Consider the following 16,351-nt stretch of genomic DNA (forward strand, 5'->3'; position numbering starts at 1 on the left):
CCGTGAAGAGCGCTGTCGAGAACCTCACCCCCACGCGGGTCAAGCTCAATGTTGAGGTCCCCTTTGAGGAATTGAAGCCCAGCATCGACGAGGCCTACAAGACTGTTGCTTCGCAGATCCAGGTCCCTGGCTTCCGTAAGGGCAAGGTCCCGTCCAAGCTGATCGACCAGCGCGTCGGCCGCGGCTACGTCCTGGAGACTGCCATCAACGAAGGCCTCAACGGCTGGTACCAGGCTGCAGTTCAGGAATCCGGCATCCGCCCCCTGAGCCGTCCCGAGGTTGAGATCACCGAAGTTCCGGACCCCACCTCCACTGACGGGGAACTGAAGTTCCACGCCGAGGTTGATATCCGCCCCGAGATCGAACTCCCGGACTACGCCGGCATCAAGGTCGAGGTAGCTGCCGCGGAATCCTCCGACGAAGACGTGGACAAGGCCCTGGACGAACTGCGTGGCCGCTTCGGCACGCTCAAGTCCGTGGAGCGTCCGGCTGCCGATGGCGACTTCCTGACCATCGACATCACCGCCACCATTGACGGCGCGGACGTTGACTCCGCTGCCGGCCTGTCCTACCAGGTGGGCGCAGGCACCATGCTCGAAGGCCTCGACGAAGCCGTGACCGGCCTCAGCGTCGACGAAGATGCCATCTTCGACACCACCCTGGTGGGTGGCGACCACGCCGGCGAGTCCGCCCAGGTCAAGGTTGTCCTCAAGGCCGTCAAGGAGCGCGAGCTCCCCGAGGCCGACGATGACTTCGCCCAGCTGGCTTCCGAGTTCGACACCCTCACTGAACTCCGTGAGGACCTGGCCAAGCAGGCCGCGGACTCCAAGGTTGTTGAGCAGGGCGTAGAGGCCCGCGACAAGGTTCTGGACAAGCTCGTTGAGCTCGTTGAGGTCCCCGTTCCTGACTCTGTGGTTGAAGAGCAGCTCGAAGCCCACTTCAAGGAGGGCAACGGCCACGGTGAAGGCGAGCACGACACCGAGGAACACCGCGAAGAGGTCAAGGCCAACACGGCCCGCGCCTTCCAGAACGAAGTCATCCTGGACGCGATCGCCGAAAAGGAAGAAGTCAACGTCAGCCAGAACGAGCTGATCGACTACATCGTCTCCACCGCCAGCCAGTACGGCATGGACCCGAACCAGTTCGCCCAGATCATTGATCAGAGCGGCCAGGTCCCCATGATGGTATCCGAGGTCCGCCGCCGCAAGGCACTGGCAGTTGTCCTCGGCCAGGCCACTGTCACCGACACCGACGGCAAGGCTGTTGACCTCAGCGACTTCGTCCGCCCCGGCGGCGAGGAAGACGCTCCCGCTGTTGAGGAGTCAACTGAGGACGCCAAGGCCGGGACGGAAGCGACTCCCAGCGACGACCCGGCAGCTGTGAAGTTCTAGCACGCCCCCGGCAGTGCAACTGAAGGCAGCCCCTGGACCAACCGGTCCGGGGGCTGCTTTCGTTAAGGGCGCCGCCCCGGGAACGGCATTGCCTCGACGGCTGCCCGGGGATCGTGCGCCGTCAGCGAACAGCGCGATTCCGGCGAACAAATCAGCCATCAGACCGGTTAGTGTCCAAGTAGTGAAGTTCAGTGATGTCACCGTCACCAGCGAGAGGTAAGTACACATGTCACAGCACGCAGAGACCCCCCGGATGGCGACTGTCGATCCGGCAGGCCAGGACAACTACATCTACAACCGGCTCCTGAAAGAGCGGATCATCTGGCTGGGCTCCGAGGTGCGCGATGACAATGCCAACGCCATCTGCTCGCAGCTGCTGCTCCTTTCCGCGGAGAACCCGGAGAAGGACATTTACCTCTACATCAACTCTCCCGGCGGGTCCGTCACGGCCGGCATGGCCATCTACGACACCATGCAGTTCATCCCCAACGACGTCGTCACCGTCGCCACCGGCCTGGCAGCCTCCATGGGCCAGTTCCTGCTGTCCTCGGGCACCAAGGGCAAGCGCTACGCCACCCCCAACGCGCGCGTCCTGATGCACCAGCCCTCCGGCGGCATCGGCGGCACGGCCTCGGACATCAAGATCCAGGCCGAACTGATCCTGCACATGAAAAAGGTCATGGCTGAACTGACTGCGGACCAGACCGGCCAGTCCGTGGACACCATCCTCAAGGACAACGACCGCGACAAGTGGTTCACTGCCACCGAAGCCCTCGAGTACGGCTTCTTCGACAAGATCGCGGCCCACGCCGGTTCCGTGTCCGGCGGTGGCGGCACCGCCAACGGCACCTCCGGCGAGTCGGCTTCCGAGTAGTAACCGGCACTTTCGAACATTCAGATCAGGAGCAACAAAAATGACCTACAACTTCGGATCGACTGCCGGTAACCTTCCGACCAGCCGCTACGTACTTCCCCAGTTCGAAGAGCGCACGCCTTACGGCTTCAAGCGCCAGGACCCGTACACCAAGCTGTTCGAGGACCGCATCATCTTCCTCGGTGTCCAGATTGACGACGCCTCGGCCGACGACGTCATGGCCCAGCTGCTGGTGCTCGAGTCCACCGACCCGGACCGGGACATCACGCTCTACATCAACTCCCCGGGCGGCTCCTTCACCGCGATGACCGCGATCTACGACACCATGACGTACATTCGGCCGGAGATCCAGACTGTCTGCCTCGGACAGGCCGCCAGCGCCGCCGCCGTGATCCTGGCCGCCGGTACCCCGGGCAAGCGCCTGGCGCTGCCCAACGCCCGGGTCCTGATCCACCAGCCCGCACTCTCCGGCGGCCAGGGTGGACAGGCCTCGGACCTCGAGATCCAGGCCGCGGAAGTCATGCGGATGCGGTCCTGGCTTGAGGACACGCTGGCACACCACTCGGGCCGTACGCCGGAGCAGGTCAACAACGACATTGAGCGTGACAAGATCCTGACAGCTGCCGAGGCCCTGGATTACGGGCTCATCGACCAGGTGCTTGATTCCCGAAAGATGAAGCCGCAGGCCATCACCAGGTAGCCAGGCTCTTCAGCGGCCGGTGCGGTCCAGTATTTGGGCCGCACCGGCCTTCGCTTTCCACCCTTGCGGGCAATTGTGACCTAGAGTGGAAGGTGTCACGGCCGGTCCTCCCAGGCCCGCCACGATTCCAGCAACGGTGCACAGCTGCCTGGCAGCAAGATTCTAAAGGGGTTCACATATGGCTCGGATTGGCGAGAGCACGGATCTGCTGAAGTGTTCTTTCTGCGGAAAGAGCCAGAAGCAGGTGCGCAAGCTCATTGCCGGGCCCGGTGTTTACATCTGCGACGAATGCATTGAACTCTGCAACGAGATCATTGAGGAAGAGCTCGCGGAAGTCGCCGATCTGGGAAGCTTCGAACTCCCCAAGCCCCGCGAAATCTTCGACTTCCTGCAGGAATACGTCATTGGCCAGGAGCCTGCCAAGCGTTCCCTCGCCGTCGCCGTCTACAACCACTACAAGCGGATCCAGGCCGGCCACGCACCGAAGAGCGGCAGCCTCGCCGACGGCGGCCACCACGACGACGTTGAGATAGCCAAGTCCAACATCCTGCTGATCGGCCCCACGGGCTGCGGCAAAACCTACCTCGCCCAGACCCTGGCCCGGCGGCTGAACGTTCCGTTCGCCGTTGCCGATGCCACGGCGCTCACCGAGGCCGGCTACGTGGGTGAGGACGTGGAGAACATCCTGCTTAAGCTCATCCAGGCCGCGGACTACGACGTCAAAAAGGCCGAACAGGGCATCATCTACATTGACGAAATCGATAAGATTTCGCGCAAGAGCGAAAACCCCTCCATCACCCGGGATGTCTCCGGTGAAGGCGTCCAGCAGGCCCTGCTGAAAATCCTGGAAGGAACCGTTGCGTCGGTACCGCCGCAGGGCGGGCGGAAGCACCCCCACCAGGAATTCATCCAGATCGACACCACCAACGTGCTTTTCATCGTGGCAGGCGCCTTCGCCGGACTCGAAGAGATCATCGGCTCACGCTCCGGGCGCAAGGGCATCGGCTTCGGCGCCCCGCTCAACGATGCCAGCAACAAAGTGGACTCCTACGGCGAGGTCATGCCTGAAGACCTGCTGAAGTTTGGCCTGATCCCGGAATTCATCGGCCGCCTGCCTGTGATCACCACGGTCTCGAGCCTGGACCGCGACGCCCTCATCCAGATCCTCTCCACGCCCAAGAACGCGCTGGTCAAGCAGTATCAGAAGATGTTCCAGATCGACGGCGTGGAACTCGCTTTCGACGACGACGCGCTGAACGCGATCGCCGATCAGGCGTTGGAGCGCGGCACCGGCGCCCGCGGCCTGCGCGCCATCATGGAGGAAGTGCTGCTGCCGGTGATGTTTGACCTGCCCAGCCGGGAGGACGTGGCCAGCGTGGTGATCACCGCCGACGTTGTCCTGAAGAAGGCGGAGCCTACGCTGATCCCGCACGTGACCAAGCGTCGCAAATCCGCCTGACCCATCCCGGGCTCACGCTTTACGGCACCAACGATTCACAGCACTGACGAACCCAGAGGACTCACGCATGACTGAAACCACCACCAACCACGCCGATTTCTGGTTCGATCCGCTGTGCCCGTTCGCCTGGATCACTTCCCGCTGGATCGGCGAGGTTGAGGAAGTCCGGGACATCAGGACCGTGTGGCATGTGATGAGCCTGGCCGTCCTGAACGAGGGGCGGGATCTCGACGCCGGCTACCGGGAGCTCATGGACAAGGCATGGGGCCCGGTGCGCGTCATCATCGCCGCGAAGGAACTGCACGGTGACCAGGTGGTCAAGCCCCTGTACGACGCCATGGGCACGCTGATCCATGTTGGCGGCGAAAAGGACTTTGGCATCGTCATCAGCAAGGCCCTCGCCGAGTGCGGCCTTCCGGCCAGCCTGGCGGACGCTGCCACCACGGACGCCTTCGACACCCAGCTGCGGGCAAGCCACGAAGAAGGCATCTCCTTGGTGGGCCAGGACGTCGGCACGCCCGTTGTGGCCTTCAACGGAACCGCATTCTTCGGCCCGGTACTGACCCGCATCCCGCGGGGGGAGCAGGCCGGGCAGCTGTGGGACGCCTCGGTCACGCTGGCCTCTTTCCCGCACTTCTTCGAGATCAAGCGCAGCCGCAGCGAAAGCCCCGAATTCAACTGACCGGCACCCCTCGCCGGGCAGCAGAGAGCCCCTGAAGAATTACTCTCATGTAGTTCTTCAGGGGCTCTTGCGCTTGCCCCGCCACCGGACCAGAATAGTTCTTACCCACTTCGAAAGAAGTGAGACGCAGGAACCAAAGATTCAGTGATATATATCCGACGCAGCCTTCGGCAAAGTCAGATATAAGCTACCAGTGACGAGGTAGGAAGACCTGAAAATCCCAGGATCCTGCCAGACCATTAAGACGTCACCAGATGGCCGCAAAGTCGAAGCCCCACCAACGGCAAAACGCTGATGGGGCTTCCCCTTTGCCCGAAAACAGGCTGATACTTCGAGGCGGGCCCTCAACAGGGCCCGCCCAGGGGTCAGGCGGTCGGTTGCTCCTCGGGAGCCGCCAGGACCACGTCACTGACCGTGAGTTCGCCGTCGCCTGCCACCAGGGTCAGTTCGCGGGCGTTCGAGGCTGCCTTCAGGTCGCCCAGCCCGGCCTTCAGCTGCGTGGTCAGGGACTCAGAGGCCGTGATGGTGGCCGAGAGGACTTCGGTGCGCTGCTTGACCTTGGCCTCGGACTTCGCCTTGCGGACACCGCTGAGGGCAGTGCCCACGGTGGCCAACAGGGTGGTGTCGCCATCCACCTCAACGGCGGCGGGCCATTCAGCACGGTGCACTGAACCGGTGCGCCACCAGCCCCAGACCTCTTCGGTAGCGAACGGCAGGAACGGGGCGAACAGCCGCAGCATCGTGTCAAGGCTCGTTGCCAGGGCGGCCAGGACAGATGCCTGCTCTGCCTCGCCGGCAGCACCGTAGGCGCGGTCCTTGATGAGTTCCACATAGTCATCGGTGAACTGCCAGAAGAAGCTCTCGGTGATCTGCAGGGCACGGGCGTAGTCGTAGTTATCGAACGCCTTGGTGGACTGCCGAACAACGTCAGCCAGCTGTGCCAGCACGGCGCGGTCCAGGGGATTGGTCAGGACCGAGAGGTCCGTGGAGACCACCGAATTTTCGGTGGCCCCAAGGTTCAGCACAAACTTTGAGGCGTTGAGCAGCTTGATGGCCAGCCGGCGGCCGATCTTCATCTGGGCGATCTCATAGGCCGTGTCAGCGCCGAGCTTGGCTGATGTGGCCCAGTAGCGGACCGCGTCGGAACCGAATTCGTCGAGCACGTCGGTGGGGACCACCACGTTGCCCTTGGACTTGGACATCTTCTTCCGGTCCGGGTCCAGGATCCAGCCGGAGATGGCGGCGTGCTTCCACGGCGCGACGTTCTGCAGTGCGTCGGCCTGGACCACGGAGGAGAAGAGCCAGGTCCGGATGATGTCGTGCCCCTGGGGACGCAGGTCGAACGGGAACACCTTGGCAAAGAGGTCCTCGTCCCGGCTCCAGCCGCCCACGATCTGCGGCGTCAGGGATGACGTCGCCCAGGTGTCCAGGATGTCGGCGTCGCCGGTGAAACCACCCGGAACATCGCGCTGCGCCTCGTCGAAGCCGGGAGCGGCGTCCGCGGCGGGATCCACCGGCAGTTGCTCGTTCGAGGGCACGATCGGCGAGTCGTAGTCGGGGTTGCCGTCGGCGTCCAGCGGGTACCAGACGGGGATGGGCACGCCGAAGAAGCGCTGGCGGGAGACCAGCCAGTCGCCGTTGAGGCCCGAGATCCAGTTTTCGAAGCGGGACCGCATAAAGGCGGGGTGGAAGTTGATCTCGTGCCCGCGCGCGATCAACCGTTCGCGGCGGTCTTCGTCGCGGCCGCCGTTGCGGTAGTACCACTGGCGTGACGTGACCACTTCGAGGGGCTTATCGCCCTTTTCGTAGAAGTTCACGGGGTGCATGATCTTTTTCGGCTCACCGTCGATCAGGTCCGCGGCAGCCAGGAGCTCCACGACCGTTTCCTTGGCGCTGAAGACGGTCTTGCCGGCGATGGCTTCAAAAGCGGTGCGGCCGGCGTCGGTGGTGATCCAGCCCGGAGTGTCGCCGATGATGCGGCCGTCGCGGCCCACGATGGCGCGGGTGGGGAGCTGGAGTTCACGCCACCAGGTGACGTCGGTGAGGTCGCCGAACGTGCACACCATGGCGACGCCGGAGCCCTTGTCCGCCTTGGCGAGCGGGTGTGCCTTAACCTCAACCTCGACGCCGAAAACGGGGGACGTAACCTTCTTGCCGAACAGCGGCTTGTACCGCTCGTCGTCGGGGTTAGCCACGAGGGCGGCACAGGCGGCCAGCAGTTCCGGGCGCGTGGTCTCGATGTAGATCTTTTCGCCGTCTTCGGTGAAGAACGGGTACCGGTAGTACGAGCCGGCCACTTCGCGGTCCTCGAGTTCGGCCTGCGCCACGGCGGTGCGGAAGGTGACATCCCACAGGGTGGGGGCCTCGGCCATGTACGCGTCGCCGGCTGCCAGGTTTGCCAGGAAGGCGCGCTGGGAGACTTCACGGGACGCATCATCGATGGTCCGGTAGGTCAGCTGCCAGTCCACGGACAGGCCGAGCTGCTGGAACAGGCTTTCGAAGACCTTTTCGTCCTCCACAGCCAGTTCCTCGCACAGCTCGATGAAGTTCCGGCGCGAGACGACGTCGAAATCGCGCTGGTTCTTGGCGGGCTGCGCCGGCGGCTGGTAGTCGGCGTTGTAAGCAATGGCGGGGTCGCACCGGACGCCGTAGTAGTTCTGCACGCGGCGTTCGGTGGGCAGGCCGTTGTCATCCCAGCCCATGGGGTAGAACACGTTCTTGCCGATCATGCGCTGGTAGCGGGCCAGCACATCCGTCTGCGTGAAGGAGAACATGTGGCCTACGTGCAGGGACCCTGACGCGGTGGGCGGGGGAGTGTCGATCGAGTAGACCTGCTCCCGGGTGGTGTCCGGGTTGAACTTGTAGGTCCCTTCGGCAAGCCAGCGCTGCGTGAGGGCAGCTTCGAGCCCCTCAAGGGCGGGCTTGTCCGGAACGTTGATAGGGGCGGTGGAGGGCGTGTCTGTACCCTGAGTGTCTTCAGCCATTGGGCAATTGTTTCATGGACTCATCCGCCCGGTGGTTCCTGCGCTGCCGTAGCGTGCGGCGTATGGGTGAAGCGGCGGCAACTTTTGGGATCAAACGCATCTATGAGGCACCCGCGGACGACGACGGCTGCCGGGTTCTGGTGGACAGGCTCTGGCTACGCGGACTCAGCAAGGAGAACGCGCGGCTGGACTTGTGGTTGAAGGAAATTGCGCCGTCGCCGCCGCTCCGAAAGGAATTCGGCCACATGAAAGAGCGCTTCGAGGACTTCAGGCAGCTGTACTTGCAGGAGCTCGACAACAACCCTGCCGTTGACACGCTTCATGAGCTGGCGGTGACACACGAACGGGTCACGCTCCTTTATGGCGCCCGGGATCCTGAGGTGAATCACGCGCAGGTGATATGGGAGTTCATACAACGGCGCCCGTAGGTCCGTGGCCGTTAGGGTGGTGCCATGACTGACGATTCACGCACCAGGACAGCACAGAACCAGGCATCGCAAGAGGATGCACGCCACAACAGGGCGGCAGTTGTTACCGGCGCCAGCACCGGCATCGGCGAGGCAACGGTCCGCGCCTTGACGGCGGAAGGCTGGAAGGTCTTCGCGGTGGCGCGCCGCGCTGAACGGCTGGCTGCGCTGGAAACCGAGACCGGCGCCGTCGGGATTCCCGCCGACATCGCCGAGGACGACGACGTTGCACGGCTGCTTGCCCGTGTCACCGAGGCAGGGGGCGTGGGAACGCTGATCAACATCGCCGGCGGAGCGAAGGGAGCTGACCACGTGGGCGCCGCCAACACCGAGGACTGGGAATGGATGTACCGGGTCAACGTCCTGGGCACCCTGAAACTCACGCGGGCGTTCCTGCCCATGCTGCGGGCCAACGGTGAGGGCACGGTCCTGAACCTGACATCCACCGCGGGGCTGGTGGCCTACGAGGGCGGCGCCGGCTACAACGCGGCCAAGTTCGCCCAGCACGCCCTGACCGGTGCGCTCCGGCTGGAGGAAGCAGAGAATAACGTCCGCGTCATCGAGGTGGCGCCAGGCCTGGTCCAGACCGAGGAGTTCGCCCTCAACCGGCTCGGCGACGCGCAGGCGGCGTCGAAGGTCTACCAGGGGGTGGAGAAGCCCCTCACGGCAGAGGACGTGGCCGACGTCGTCCGCTACGCCGTCAGCGCACCGCACCACGTCAACCTGGACCAGATCGTCATCCGGCCAGTAGCCCAGGCAGCCGCCCATAAGCTCATCCGCAAGGGCTGATTGCGAACAGGTGAACTGTGAGTATGCGCGCCTCGGAATGGCGGTGGGCAGCCGGGCGATAGTAGACTCAAAGGTGGCTACGACCCGGCTATCACCGGTGAGCTTCCGGAAGAACGCACTCGCTGCCCTGCATATGGCGGCAAGTGTTACTAGAACCGGACGGGTAAGCCCGTCACAGCAGTAATGAGCGGCCGGCACAACAAAGGCTCCTTCCGGGGAGCTGACGCAGTGCCGGTAAGTGAGGTGGTACCGCGGTAAGTGTGCAGTTTTAGGACTGCACGGGAGCCGTCCTCGCATCCTGAACGGAACCGGCCAGCAGCGGCTGGACGGTTCACCAGCTCAACCCAGGATGTCGAGAATGACGTATTACCCCAAAGCCTCAGCTTCCCCTTCTGCCACTGCCTCGAGCGGTGCCGCCGCTGGCGTCTCTGCCTCTGTGAAGTTCCCGGAGATCGAAGAGCGCATCCTGAAGTACTGGGACCAGGACGGCACCTTCCAGGCCAGCATCGACCAGCGCAGCGCCGACGCCCCCGGCGGCGAACCCGGCAGCAACGAATTCGTCTTCTACGACGGCCCTCCCTTCGCCAACGGCCTCCCGCACTACGGACACCTCCTGACCGGCTACGCCAAGGACCTGGTGGGCCGCTACCAGACCCAGCGCGGCCGCCGGGTTGAGCGCCGCTTCGGCTGGGACACCCACGGCCTGCCCGCCGAGCTGGAAGCCATGAAGCAGCTGGGCATGACGGACAAGACCCAGATCGAAGCCATGGGCATCGACAAGTTCAACGACGCCTGCCGCGCCTCCGTCATGAAGTACGCCGACGAGTGGAAGAGCTACGTCACCCGCCAGGCCCGCTGGGTGGACTTCGACAACGACTACAAGACCCTCAACGTCGAGTACATGGAGTCGGTCCTCTGGGCCTTCAAGCAGCTGCACGAAAAAGGCCTGACCTACAACGGCTACCGCGTGCTGCCGTACTGCTGGAAGGACGAGACGCCGCTGTCCAACCATGAACTGCGCATGGACGATGACGTCTACAAGAACCGCCAGGACCAGACGGTCACGGTGACGTTCCCCATCACGGCGGGGGAGTCGGAGCTGTCCCGGCAGCTGGCCGGTGTGCAGGCGCTCGCCTGGACCACGACCCCCTGGACGCTGCCCACCAACCTGGCGCTCGCCGTCGGGCCTGCCATCACGTACGCCGTGCTCCCCGCCGGACCCAACGGCATCAAGGCCGCTTCGCCGGACGCGCCCGTCACCGGCAGTTTCCTCCTGGCCGCGGACCTCCTGGCTGCCTACGCCAAGGACCTGGGCTACGAGGACTTCGCTTCTGCCGAGGCTGCCGTCGTCTCGACCCACACCGGAGCCGAACTCGAAGGCCTGCAGTACGAGCCGCTGTGGCACGACTTCAGTGACACCGAAAAGTACGGCACGCAGAACGCCTGGCGCTTCCTCGTGGCGGACTACGTCACCACCACCGACGGCACCGGCATCGTCCACCAGGCCCCCGCCTACGGTGAGGACGACCAGAAGGTCTGTGAAGAGGCCGGCATCCCGGTGGTGCTGTCCGTAGACGAAGGTGCCAGGTTCCTGCCGCTGTTCAGCCACGGCGACCTGCACGACATCGTCGGCCTGCAGGTGTTCGAGGCGAACAAGCCCATCACCCAGGTGCTCCGCGCCCAGGGCCGCCTGGTCCGCCAGGCCAGCTACGAGCACAGCTACCCGCACTGCTGGCGCTGCCGCAACCCGCTGATCTACCGCGCCGTGTCCTCCTGGTACGTGGAAGTCACCAAGTTCAAGGACCGGATGTCCGAACTGAACCAGGAGATCAACTGGATCCCCGGCAACGTCAAGGACGGCCAGTTCGGCAAGTGGCTGGCCAACGCCCGCGACTGGTCCATTAGCCGCAACCGCTACTGGGGCAGCCCCATCCCCGTGTGGCAGTCCAGCGACCCCGAATTCCCGCGCACCGACGTCTACGGCTCCCTCGCCGAGATCGAAGCCGACTTCGGCCGGTTGCCGCTGAACAAGGCCGGCCAGGTTGACCTGCACCGCCCGTTTATCGACGAACTGACCCGCCCCAACCCGGATGATCCCCGCACCCCTGAAGAGGGCCAGTCCGTGATGCGCCGGGTCGAGGACGTGCTGGACGTCTGGTTCGACTCCGGTTCCATGCCGTACGGCCAGGTGCACTACCCGTTCCAGAACGAGGCCTGGTTCGATACGCACAACCCCGCCGACTTCATCGTGGAGTACATCGGGCAGACCCGCGGCTGGTTCTACATGCTGCACATCCTTTCCACCGCGCTGTTTGACCGGCCGGCGTTCCGGAATGTCATCAGCCACGGCATCGTGCTGGGCTCGGACGGGCAGAAGATGTCCAAGAGCCTGCGCAACTATCCGGACGTCTCCGAGGTCCTGGACCGCGACGGCTCCGACGCGATGCGCTGGTTCCTCATGTCCAGCCCCATCCTGCGCGGCGGCAACCTGGTGGTCACCGAGCAGGGAATCCGCGACGGCGTCCGCCAGGTCATCCTGCCGCTGTGGAATGTTTACAGCTTCTTCACGCTGTACACGAACGCCGCTGACGGCGGGGCCGGGTATGACGCGAAGCTGCGCTACGACGGCTACGCCGACACCCTGGACCAGTACCTGCTGGCCAACACCGGCGACCTGGTCCGCAACATGACCGCGCAGCTGGACAGCTACGACATCTCCGGCGCCTGCGACGAACTGCGCAGCTACCTGGACATGCTGACCAACTGGTACGTCCGCCGCAGCCGCCAGCGCTTCTTCGACGAGAACGTTGACGCCTTCGATGCGCTGTACACCGCGCTGGAGACCGTGTCCCGTGTCGCCGCCTCACTGCTGCCGCTGGTCTCCGAGGAGATCTGGCGCGGCCTGACCGGGGGCCGCTCCGTGCACCTGGCCGACTGGCCGGACGCGGAGCTCTTCCCGGCCAACGCGTCCCTGGTGGAAGCGATGGACCGTGTGCAGCAGATCTGCTCCACCGGCTCCTCGCTCCGCAAGGCCGCGAACCTTCGCGTCCGCCTGCCGCTGCAGGAGCTGACCGTGGTGGCACCCGGCGCGGATGCGCTGGAAGGTTTCGCCGCCGTCGTCGCCGATGAACTGAACATCCGGTCCGTCCGCCTGCTCGACGCCGAGAGCGCGTCCCCGGAGGAGTTCGGCATCGAACAGAAGCTCGTGGTCAACGCCCGCGCTGCCGGGCCGCGCCTGGGCAAGAACGTCCAGCAGGCCATCAAGGGCTCCAAGTCCGGTGACTGGTCTGTTTCCGAAGAGGGTGTAGTTACCGCCGGTGGTTTGGAGCTGGAACCGCAGGAGTACGCGCTGGAGACAGTGGTGGCGGGGGCTGACGGCGGTTCGGCTGCTGCATCTTCTGCTGTCGCAGTACTGCCGGGCGGCGGCTTCGTGGTCCTCAACACCGAAGTCACGCCGGAGCTTGAAGCAGAAGGCCTGGCCCGTGACATGGTCCGCGCCATCCAGCAGGCGCGCAAGGACGCCGGGCTGAACGTCAGCGACCGGATCCGGACCACGGTGACGGCCGGCCAGGCTGTCCTCGACGCGCTGCTGGCGAACGCCGAGCTGGTCAAGACCGAAACCCTGACCCTTGAGCTGGACACCGTTCCGGCCGGGTCCGGGGACCCCCGCATCACCGTCGAAAAAACAGAGGCCTAGGATATGACCGACGAATTCTCCGTAGAGAGTGTCTACGCCGAGCTGCTGGGCCGTGCGCCCGAAAATAAGATGGAGCCGCGGCTGGCACCGCTGTTCCGGGCCATGGACGTCCTGGGCGAGCCCAACAAGGCCTTTCCGATCATCCATGTCACCGGAACCAACGGCAAGACTTCCACGGCACGGATGATCGAGGCCGGGCTGCGCGCCCACGGCCTCAGCACGGGCCGCTACACCAGCCCGCACCTGTCCAAGGTCACCGAACGGATCAGCATCGACGGCCATCCCGTCTCCGACGAAACGTTCGTCCGGATCTGGGATGAGATCCGCCCGTACCTGCAGATCGTCGATTCCGAGCTGGAGGCCGAGGGCCAGCCCCGGCTCACCTACTTTGAATGCCTGACCATCCTGGGCTTCGCCATTTTCGCCGACCAGCCCGTCAACGTCGCCGTGATCGAGGTTGGCCTGGGCGGCATCACGGACGCCACCAACGTGGGCGACGGGCAGGTCTCGGTGATCACGCCCATCTCGCTGGACCACACGGACCTGCTGGGCGACACCACTGAAGACATTGCCTACGAAAAAGCCGGCATCATCAAGCCCGGCGGGTACCTCATCAGCGCGGCGCAGCCCGTGGATGCTGCCCAGGTGCTGCTGGAAAAGGCCAAGGACGTGGCGGTGCCGTTCCGGTTCGAAGGCGTGGAATTCGGCGTCGAGTCCCGGACCGTTGCCGTGGGCGGGCAGGTCGTCAGCATCCAGGGCATCGCCGGCCGGTACCCGGACCTGCTGCTGCCCCTGCACGGGGCGCACCAGGCGCAAAACGCGGCCGTTGCCGTGGCGGCGCTCGAGGCTTTCTTCGGCGGTGAGAAGGAATTGGATGCCGAAGTGCTGCAGGAAGCGTTCGCTTCCGTCACCTCACCGGGCCGGCTCGAAGTTGTCCGGACGGCGCCCACCATCATCGTGGACGCCGCCCACAACCCGGACGGCATCAGGGTTTCGGCCGAGGCCATCCAGGAGGCCTTCACCTTCACCCGGCTTGTGCCGGTGGTGGGGGTCCTCAAGGAGAAGGACGCGGAAGAAATCCTGCGCCAGCTCAAGGAGTCCCTGGGCGGCCTTGCGGAGGAGTACTGCTTCACGCAGTCCAACTCACCGCGGGCCGTCCCTGCAGCCGAACTGGCGGAACTGGCTGTGGAGATGGGCTTCGGCGAAGACAACATCCACATCGCGGAGAAGCTCGACGACGCCCTGGAGTGGGCGGTGGAGCGTGCTGAAGCCAACGATGACCTGGCCGGCGGCGTGCTGGTGACGGGGTCCATCACCCTGGTGGCTGAGGCGCGGATCCTGCTCGGAAAGACGGAGGCCTAGCCGTGGCCAAGCTGACCAAAGCCCAGCGTGAATGGCGTCCGGGGATGCCGAAGAAGCGCCGTTCCACCAAGGTAATGTTTGCCTCCACGGTCCTGCTGCTCGAGGCGTTTGTGGTCTTTTTTGCCACCCTGGCCGTTTTTGGGCTCAGGCGCGGTGAGTTCCCGCCGGCCCTGATCCTGGGGGTCGGCATCGCCCTCAGCCTGGTCATGGTCTTCGCCTGTGCGGTACTGTCCAAACCGTGGGGCGTGGCACTGGGCTGGATCCTGCAGATCGTGCTGATCCTCACCGGCATCGTTGAACCCATGATGTTCCTGGTGGGCGCCCTGTTCGGCCTGGCCTGGTGGTACGGGATCCGCACGGGCATCAGGATCGACTCGGAGTCGGCCAAGCGCGAACGCGAACAGGCCGAATGGGACGCGGCGCACGGGGACACCCCGCCGGCCTCGTAGACTTGTCCCGAAACCCCCACCAACGCATTGGAGCAACTGTGAGCATTGAGCGCACCCTCGTTTTGATCAAGCCCGACGGCGTGTCCCGCAACCTCAGCGGCGCCATCCTGAGCCGCATCGAGGCCAAGGGCTACACCCTCGCGGAGCTGAAGAAGGTCGACGCCAGCCGCGAACTCCTGGAGCAGCACTACGAGGAGCACGTGGGCAAGCCGTTCTACGAGCCGCTCGTGGAATTCATGCTCAGCGGCCCGGTAGTGGCCGCGATCTTCGAAGGCCACCGCGTCATTGAAGGCTTCCGCTCCCTGGCCGGAACCACCGACCCCACCACTGCCGCCCCCGGCACCATCCGTGGCGACTTCGGCCGCGACTGGGGCCTGAAGGTCCAGCAGAACCTGGTCCACGGCTCCGACTCCGTGGACTCGGCAGAGCGCGAGATCAAAATCTGGTTCCAGGGCTAGCACCTGCACCACCCGCCTCACCGAGGTGACAGTTAAGGCCAATGTCCGGCGCGGACATTGGCCTTAAGTGTCACCTCGACGCGGTTGGGGCCTAGAAGCCGGACGTGCCGGCGAACACCTGGATAAAGGCGAAGAAGATGGTGGCGATGACCGCGACATAGAGCAGCGCGGTGATGATCCAGCCCGAGTCGCCCAGGACTTTGGCTGCGCCGGCGGGCATGGGGATCACGCCGTGGCTGATGTTCCTGATGGTGACCCAGACGAACAGCGGAATCATGGCGGCCCAGACGATCATGCAGAACGGGCACAGGATGTGGATCACGTACAGGGCCTGGGACCACAGCCACACTACAAATGCGAAACCCAGGGTGACGCCGGCCTGGAGCCCTGCCCAGTACCAGCGGGCGAACGTAGCGCCGGACAGCAGGGCCATGCCCACGGTGATGATGATGGCGAAAGCCACAATGCCAATAAACATGTTGGGGAACCCGAACACCGAGCTTTGCCAGGTCTGCATCACCTGGCCACAGGAGATCCAGGGATTCACATCGCAGACGGTGGCGTGGTTGGGATCCTTAAGGACCTCCAGCTTTTCCAGGACAAGCGTTCCCGAAGCCAGCCAGCCGATGATTCCCGTAATGACCATGAGCCAACCGAGGGGCCGGTTACGGGCCATGCGCGGCAGGGCCGCGGCCTTCGTGGCCGGCGCGGCAGCCGGCGCGGCAGTGGGGGCCCCGGCGGAGGGGGAGTCGTGTGTTGTGTCGGTACCGTGCGGGGAACTGCTGGGCATGGTGTGTGGCGTCCTTTGCTTCGGGTGCTCCTAGCCCGATTGTAACGCCGGCGCCTGAACGCGCACTCCAGCGAGCGCCACAGGCCGGAGCCTCCAGGCGCGCATCCTTTGACCCCGCTTCCGCGGCCTCGGGGCCGGGGTGTGAGAGAATGAACATGGCTGGAGGCCGACCCACATTCGGACTCCGGTCCGGTGGCTTGTTTCAAGACCGCCAATGATGAGCAGGGCAGGCTTTGGATTCTCTGTGAT

13 protein-coding genes are annotated in these 16,351 nt (G+C 64.6%); 11 read left to right on the forward strand and 2 right to left on the reverse strand.

All coding sequences use genetic code 11. The features are described 5' to 3' along the window. Positions 1-2: 2 nt before the first annotated feature. From tig to IAQ70_RS04620, 5 genes are all read left to right on the forward strand, one after another. Positions 3-1,391 (forward strand): trigger factor, encoded by a 1,389-nt coding sequence (tig, locus tag IAQ70_RS04600; RefSeq protein ID WP_190988152.1) that lies wholly within the window; start codon positions 3-5, stop codon positions 1,389-1,391. Positions 1,392-1,644: 253 nt separating this feature from the next. Next, positions 1,645-2,265: an ATP-dependent Clp protease proteolytic subunit gene (locus tag IAQ70_RS04605; RefSeq protein WP_190988460.1), complete on the forward strand. Its 621-nt coding sequence runs from the start codon at positions 1,645-1,647 to the stop codon at positions 2,263-2,265. Between the two features lie 40 nt (positions 2,266-2,305). Next, on the forward strand, positions 2,306-2,965 hold the full coding sequence (locus tag IAQ70_RS04610; protein ID WP_190988153.1) for an ATP-dependent Clp protease proteolytic subunit: 660 nt from the start codon (positions 2,306-2,308) through the stop codon (positions 2,963-2,965). A gap of 178 nt (positions 2,966-3,143) precedes the next feature. Continuing rightward, positions 3,144-4,424: an ATP-dependent Clp protease ATP-binding subunit ClpX gene (gene clpX, locus IAQ70_RS04615; RefSeq protein WP_190988154.1), complete on the forward strand. Its 1,281-nt coding sequence runs from the start codon at positions 3,144-3,146 to the stop codon at positions 4,422-4,424. Between the two features lie 67 nt (positions 4,425-4,491). Beyond that, entirely contained in the window at positions 4,492-5,106 is a 615-nt protein-coding gene (locus IAQ70_RS04620; RefSeq protein ID WP_190988155.1) for a DsbA family protein, read from the forward strand. 365 nt (positions 5,107-5,471) lie between these two features. Here IAQ70_RS04620 and valS read toward each other — a convergent pair whose 3' ends face one another. Continuing rightward, positions 5,472-8,090, reverse strand: a complete 2,619-nt coding sequence (gene valS, locus IAQ70_RS04625; RefSeq protein ID WP_190988156.1) for a valine--tRNA ligase — start codon at positions 8,088-8,090, stop codon at positions 5,472-5,474. Positions 8,091-8,152: 62 nt separating this feature from the next. On the opposite strand from valS, the gene IAQ70_RS04630 reads away from it, so the two are divergent. From IAQ70_RS04630 to ndk, 6 genes are all read left to right on the forward strand, one after another. Beyond that, the gene (locus tag IAQ70_RS04630) at positions 8,153-8,518 is read left to right on the forward strand and encodes a DUF488 domain-containing protein (RefSeq protein ID WP_190988157.1); all 366 of its coding nucleotides are present in this window, start codon (positions 8,153-8,155) and stop codon (positions 8,516-8,518) included. A 24-nt stretch (positions 8,519-8,542) separates the two neighbouring features. After that, complete coding sequence (locus IAQ70_RS04635; protein ID WP_190988158.1) at positions 8,543-9,346, forward strand: SDR family oxidoreductase; 804 nt, start codon at positions 8,543-8,545, stop codon at positions 9,344-9,346. Positions 9,347-9,704: 358 nt separating this feature from the next. Then, positions 9,705-13,043, forward strand: coding sequence for an isoleucine--tRNA ligase (gene ileS / locus IAQ70_RS04640; protein ID WP_190988159.1), 3,339 nt, complete (start codon positions 9,705-9,707; stop codon positions 13,041-13,043). Between the two features lie 3 nt (positions 13,044-13,046). Then, positions 13,047-14,405 carry a bifunctional folylpolyglutamate synthase/dihydrofolate synthase gene (locus tag IAQ70_RS04645; protein WP_190988160.1) on the forward strand — a complete coding sequence of 453 codons (1,359 nt, stop codon included), beginning with the start codon at positions 13,047-13,049 and terminating at the stop codon, positions 14,403-14,405. A 2-nt stretch (positions 14,406-14,407) separates the two neighbouring features. Continuing rightward, complete coding sequence (locus tag IAQ70_RS04650) at positions 14,408-14,854, forward strand: DUF4233 domain-containing protein (RefSeq protein WP_190988161.1); 447 nt, start codon at positions 14,408-14,410, stop codon at positions 14,852-14,854. Positions 14,855-14,892: 38 nt separating this feature from the next. Continuing rightward, positions 14,893-15,312 (forward strand): nucleoside-diphosphate kinase, encoded by a 420-nt coding sequence (ndk, locus tag IAQ70_RS04655; RefSeq protein ID WP_190988162.1) that lies wholly within the window; start codon positions 14,893-14,895, stop codon positions 15,310-15,312. A gap of 91 nt (positions 15,313-15,403) precedes the next feature. Here ndk and IAQ70_RS04660 read toward each other — a convergent pair whose 3' ends face one another. Then, positions 15,404-16,102 carry a vitamin K epoxide reductase family protein gene (locus IAQ70_RS04660; RefSeq protein WP_223858904.1) on the reverse strand — a complete coding sequence of 233 codons (699 nt, stop codon included), beginning with the start codon at positions 16,100-16,102 and terminating at the stop codon, positions 15,404-15,406. Positions 16,103-16,351 lie beyond the last annotated feature (249 nt).

The sequence above is a fragment of the Pseudarthrobacter sulfonivorans genome, from assembly GCF_014712225.1.
Taxonomy (GTDB): Bacteria; Actinomycetota; Actinomycetes; order Actinomycetales; family Micrococcaceae; genus Arthrobacter; species Arthrobacter sulfonivorans.

Coding starts and splice junctions, on each gene's coding strand:
- IAQ70_RS04605 (WP_190988460.1), top strand. CDS start 1,645: ATGGCGACTGTCGATCCGGCAGGCCAGGACAACTACATCTACAACCGG.
- IAQ70_RS04610 (WP_190988153.1), top strand. CDS start 2,306: ATGACCTACAACTTCGGATCGACTGCCGGTAACCTTCCGACCAGCCGC.
- clpX (WP_190988154.1), top strand. CDS start 3,144: ATGGCTCGGATTGGCGAGAGCACGGATCTGCTGAAGTGTTCTTTCTGC.
- IAQ70_RS04620 (WP_190988155.1), top strand. CDS start 4,492: ATGACTGAAACCACCACCAACCACGCCGATTTCTGGTTCGATCCGCTG.
- valS (WP_190988156.1), bottom strand. CDS start 8,090: ATGGCTGAAGACACTCAGGGTACAGACACGCCCTCCACCGCCCCTATC.
- IAQ70_RS04630 (WP_190988157.1), top strand. CDS start 8,153: ATGGGTGAAGCGGCGGCAACTTTTGGGATCAAACGCATCTATGAGGCA.
- IAQ70_RS04635 (WP_190988158.1), top strand. CDS start 8,543: ATGACTGACGATTCACGCACCAGGACAGCACAGAACCAGGCATCGCAA.
- ileS (WP_190988159.1), top strand. CDS start 9,705: ATGACGTATTACCCCAAAGCCTCAGCTTCCCCTTCTGCCACTGCCTCG.
- IAQ70_RS04645 (WP_190988160.1), top strand. CDS start 13,047: ATGACCGACGAATTCTCCGTAGAGAGTGTCTACGCCGAGCTGCTGGGC.
- IAQ70_RS04660 (WP_223858904.1), bottom strand. CDS start 16,102: ATGCCCAGCAGTTCCCCGCACGGTACCGACACAACACACGACTCCCCC.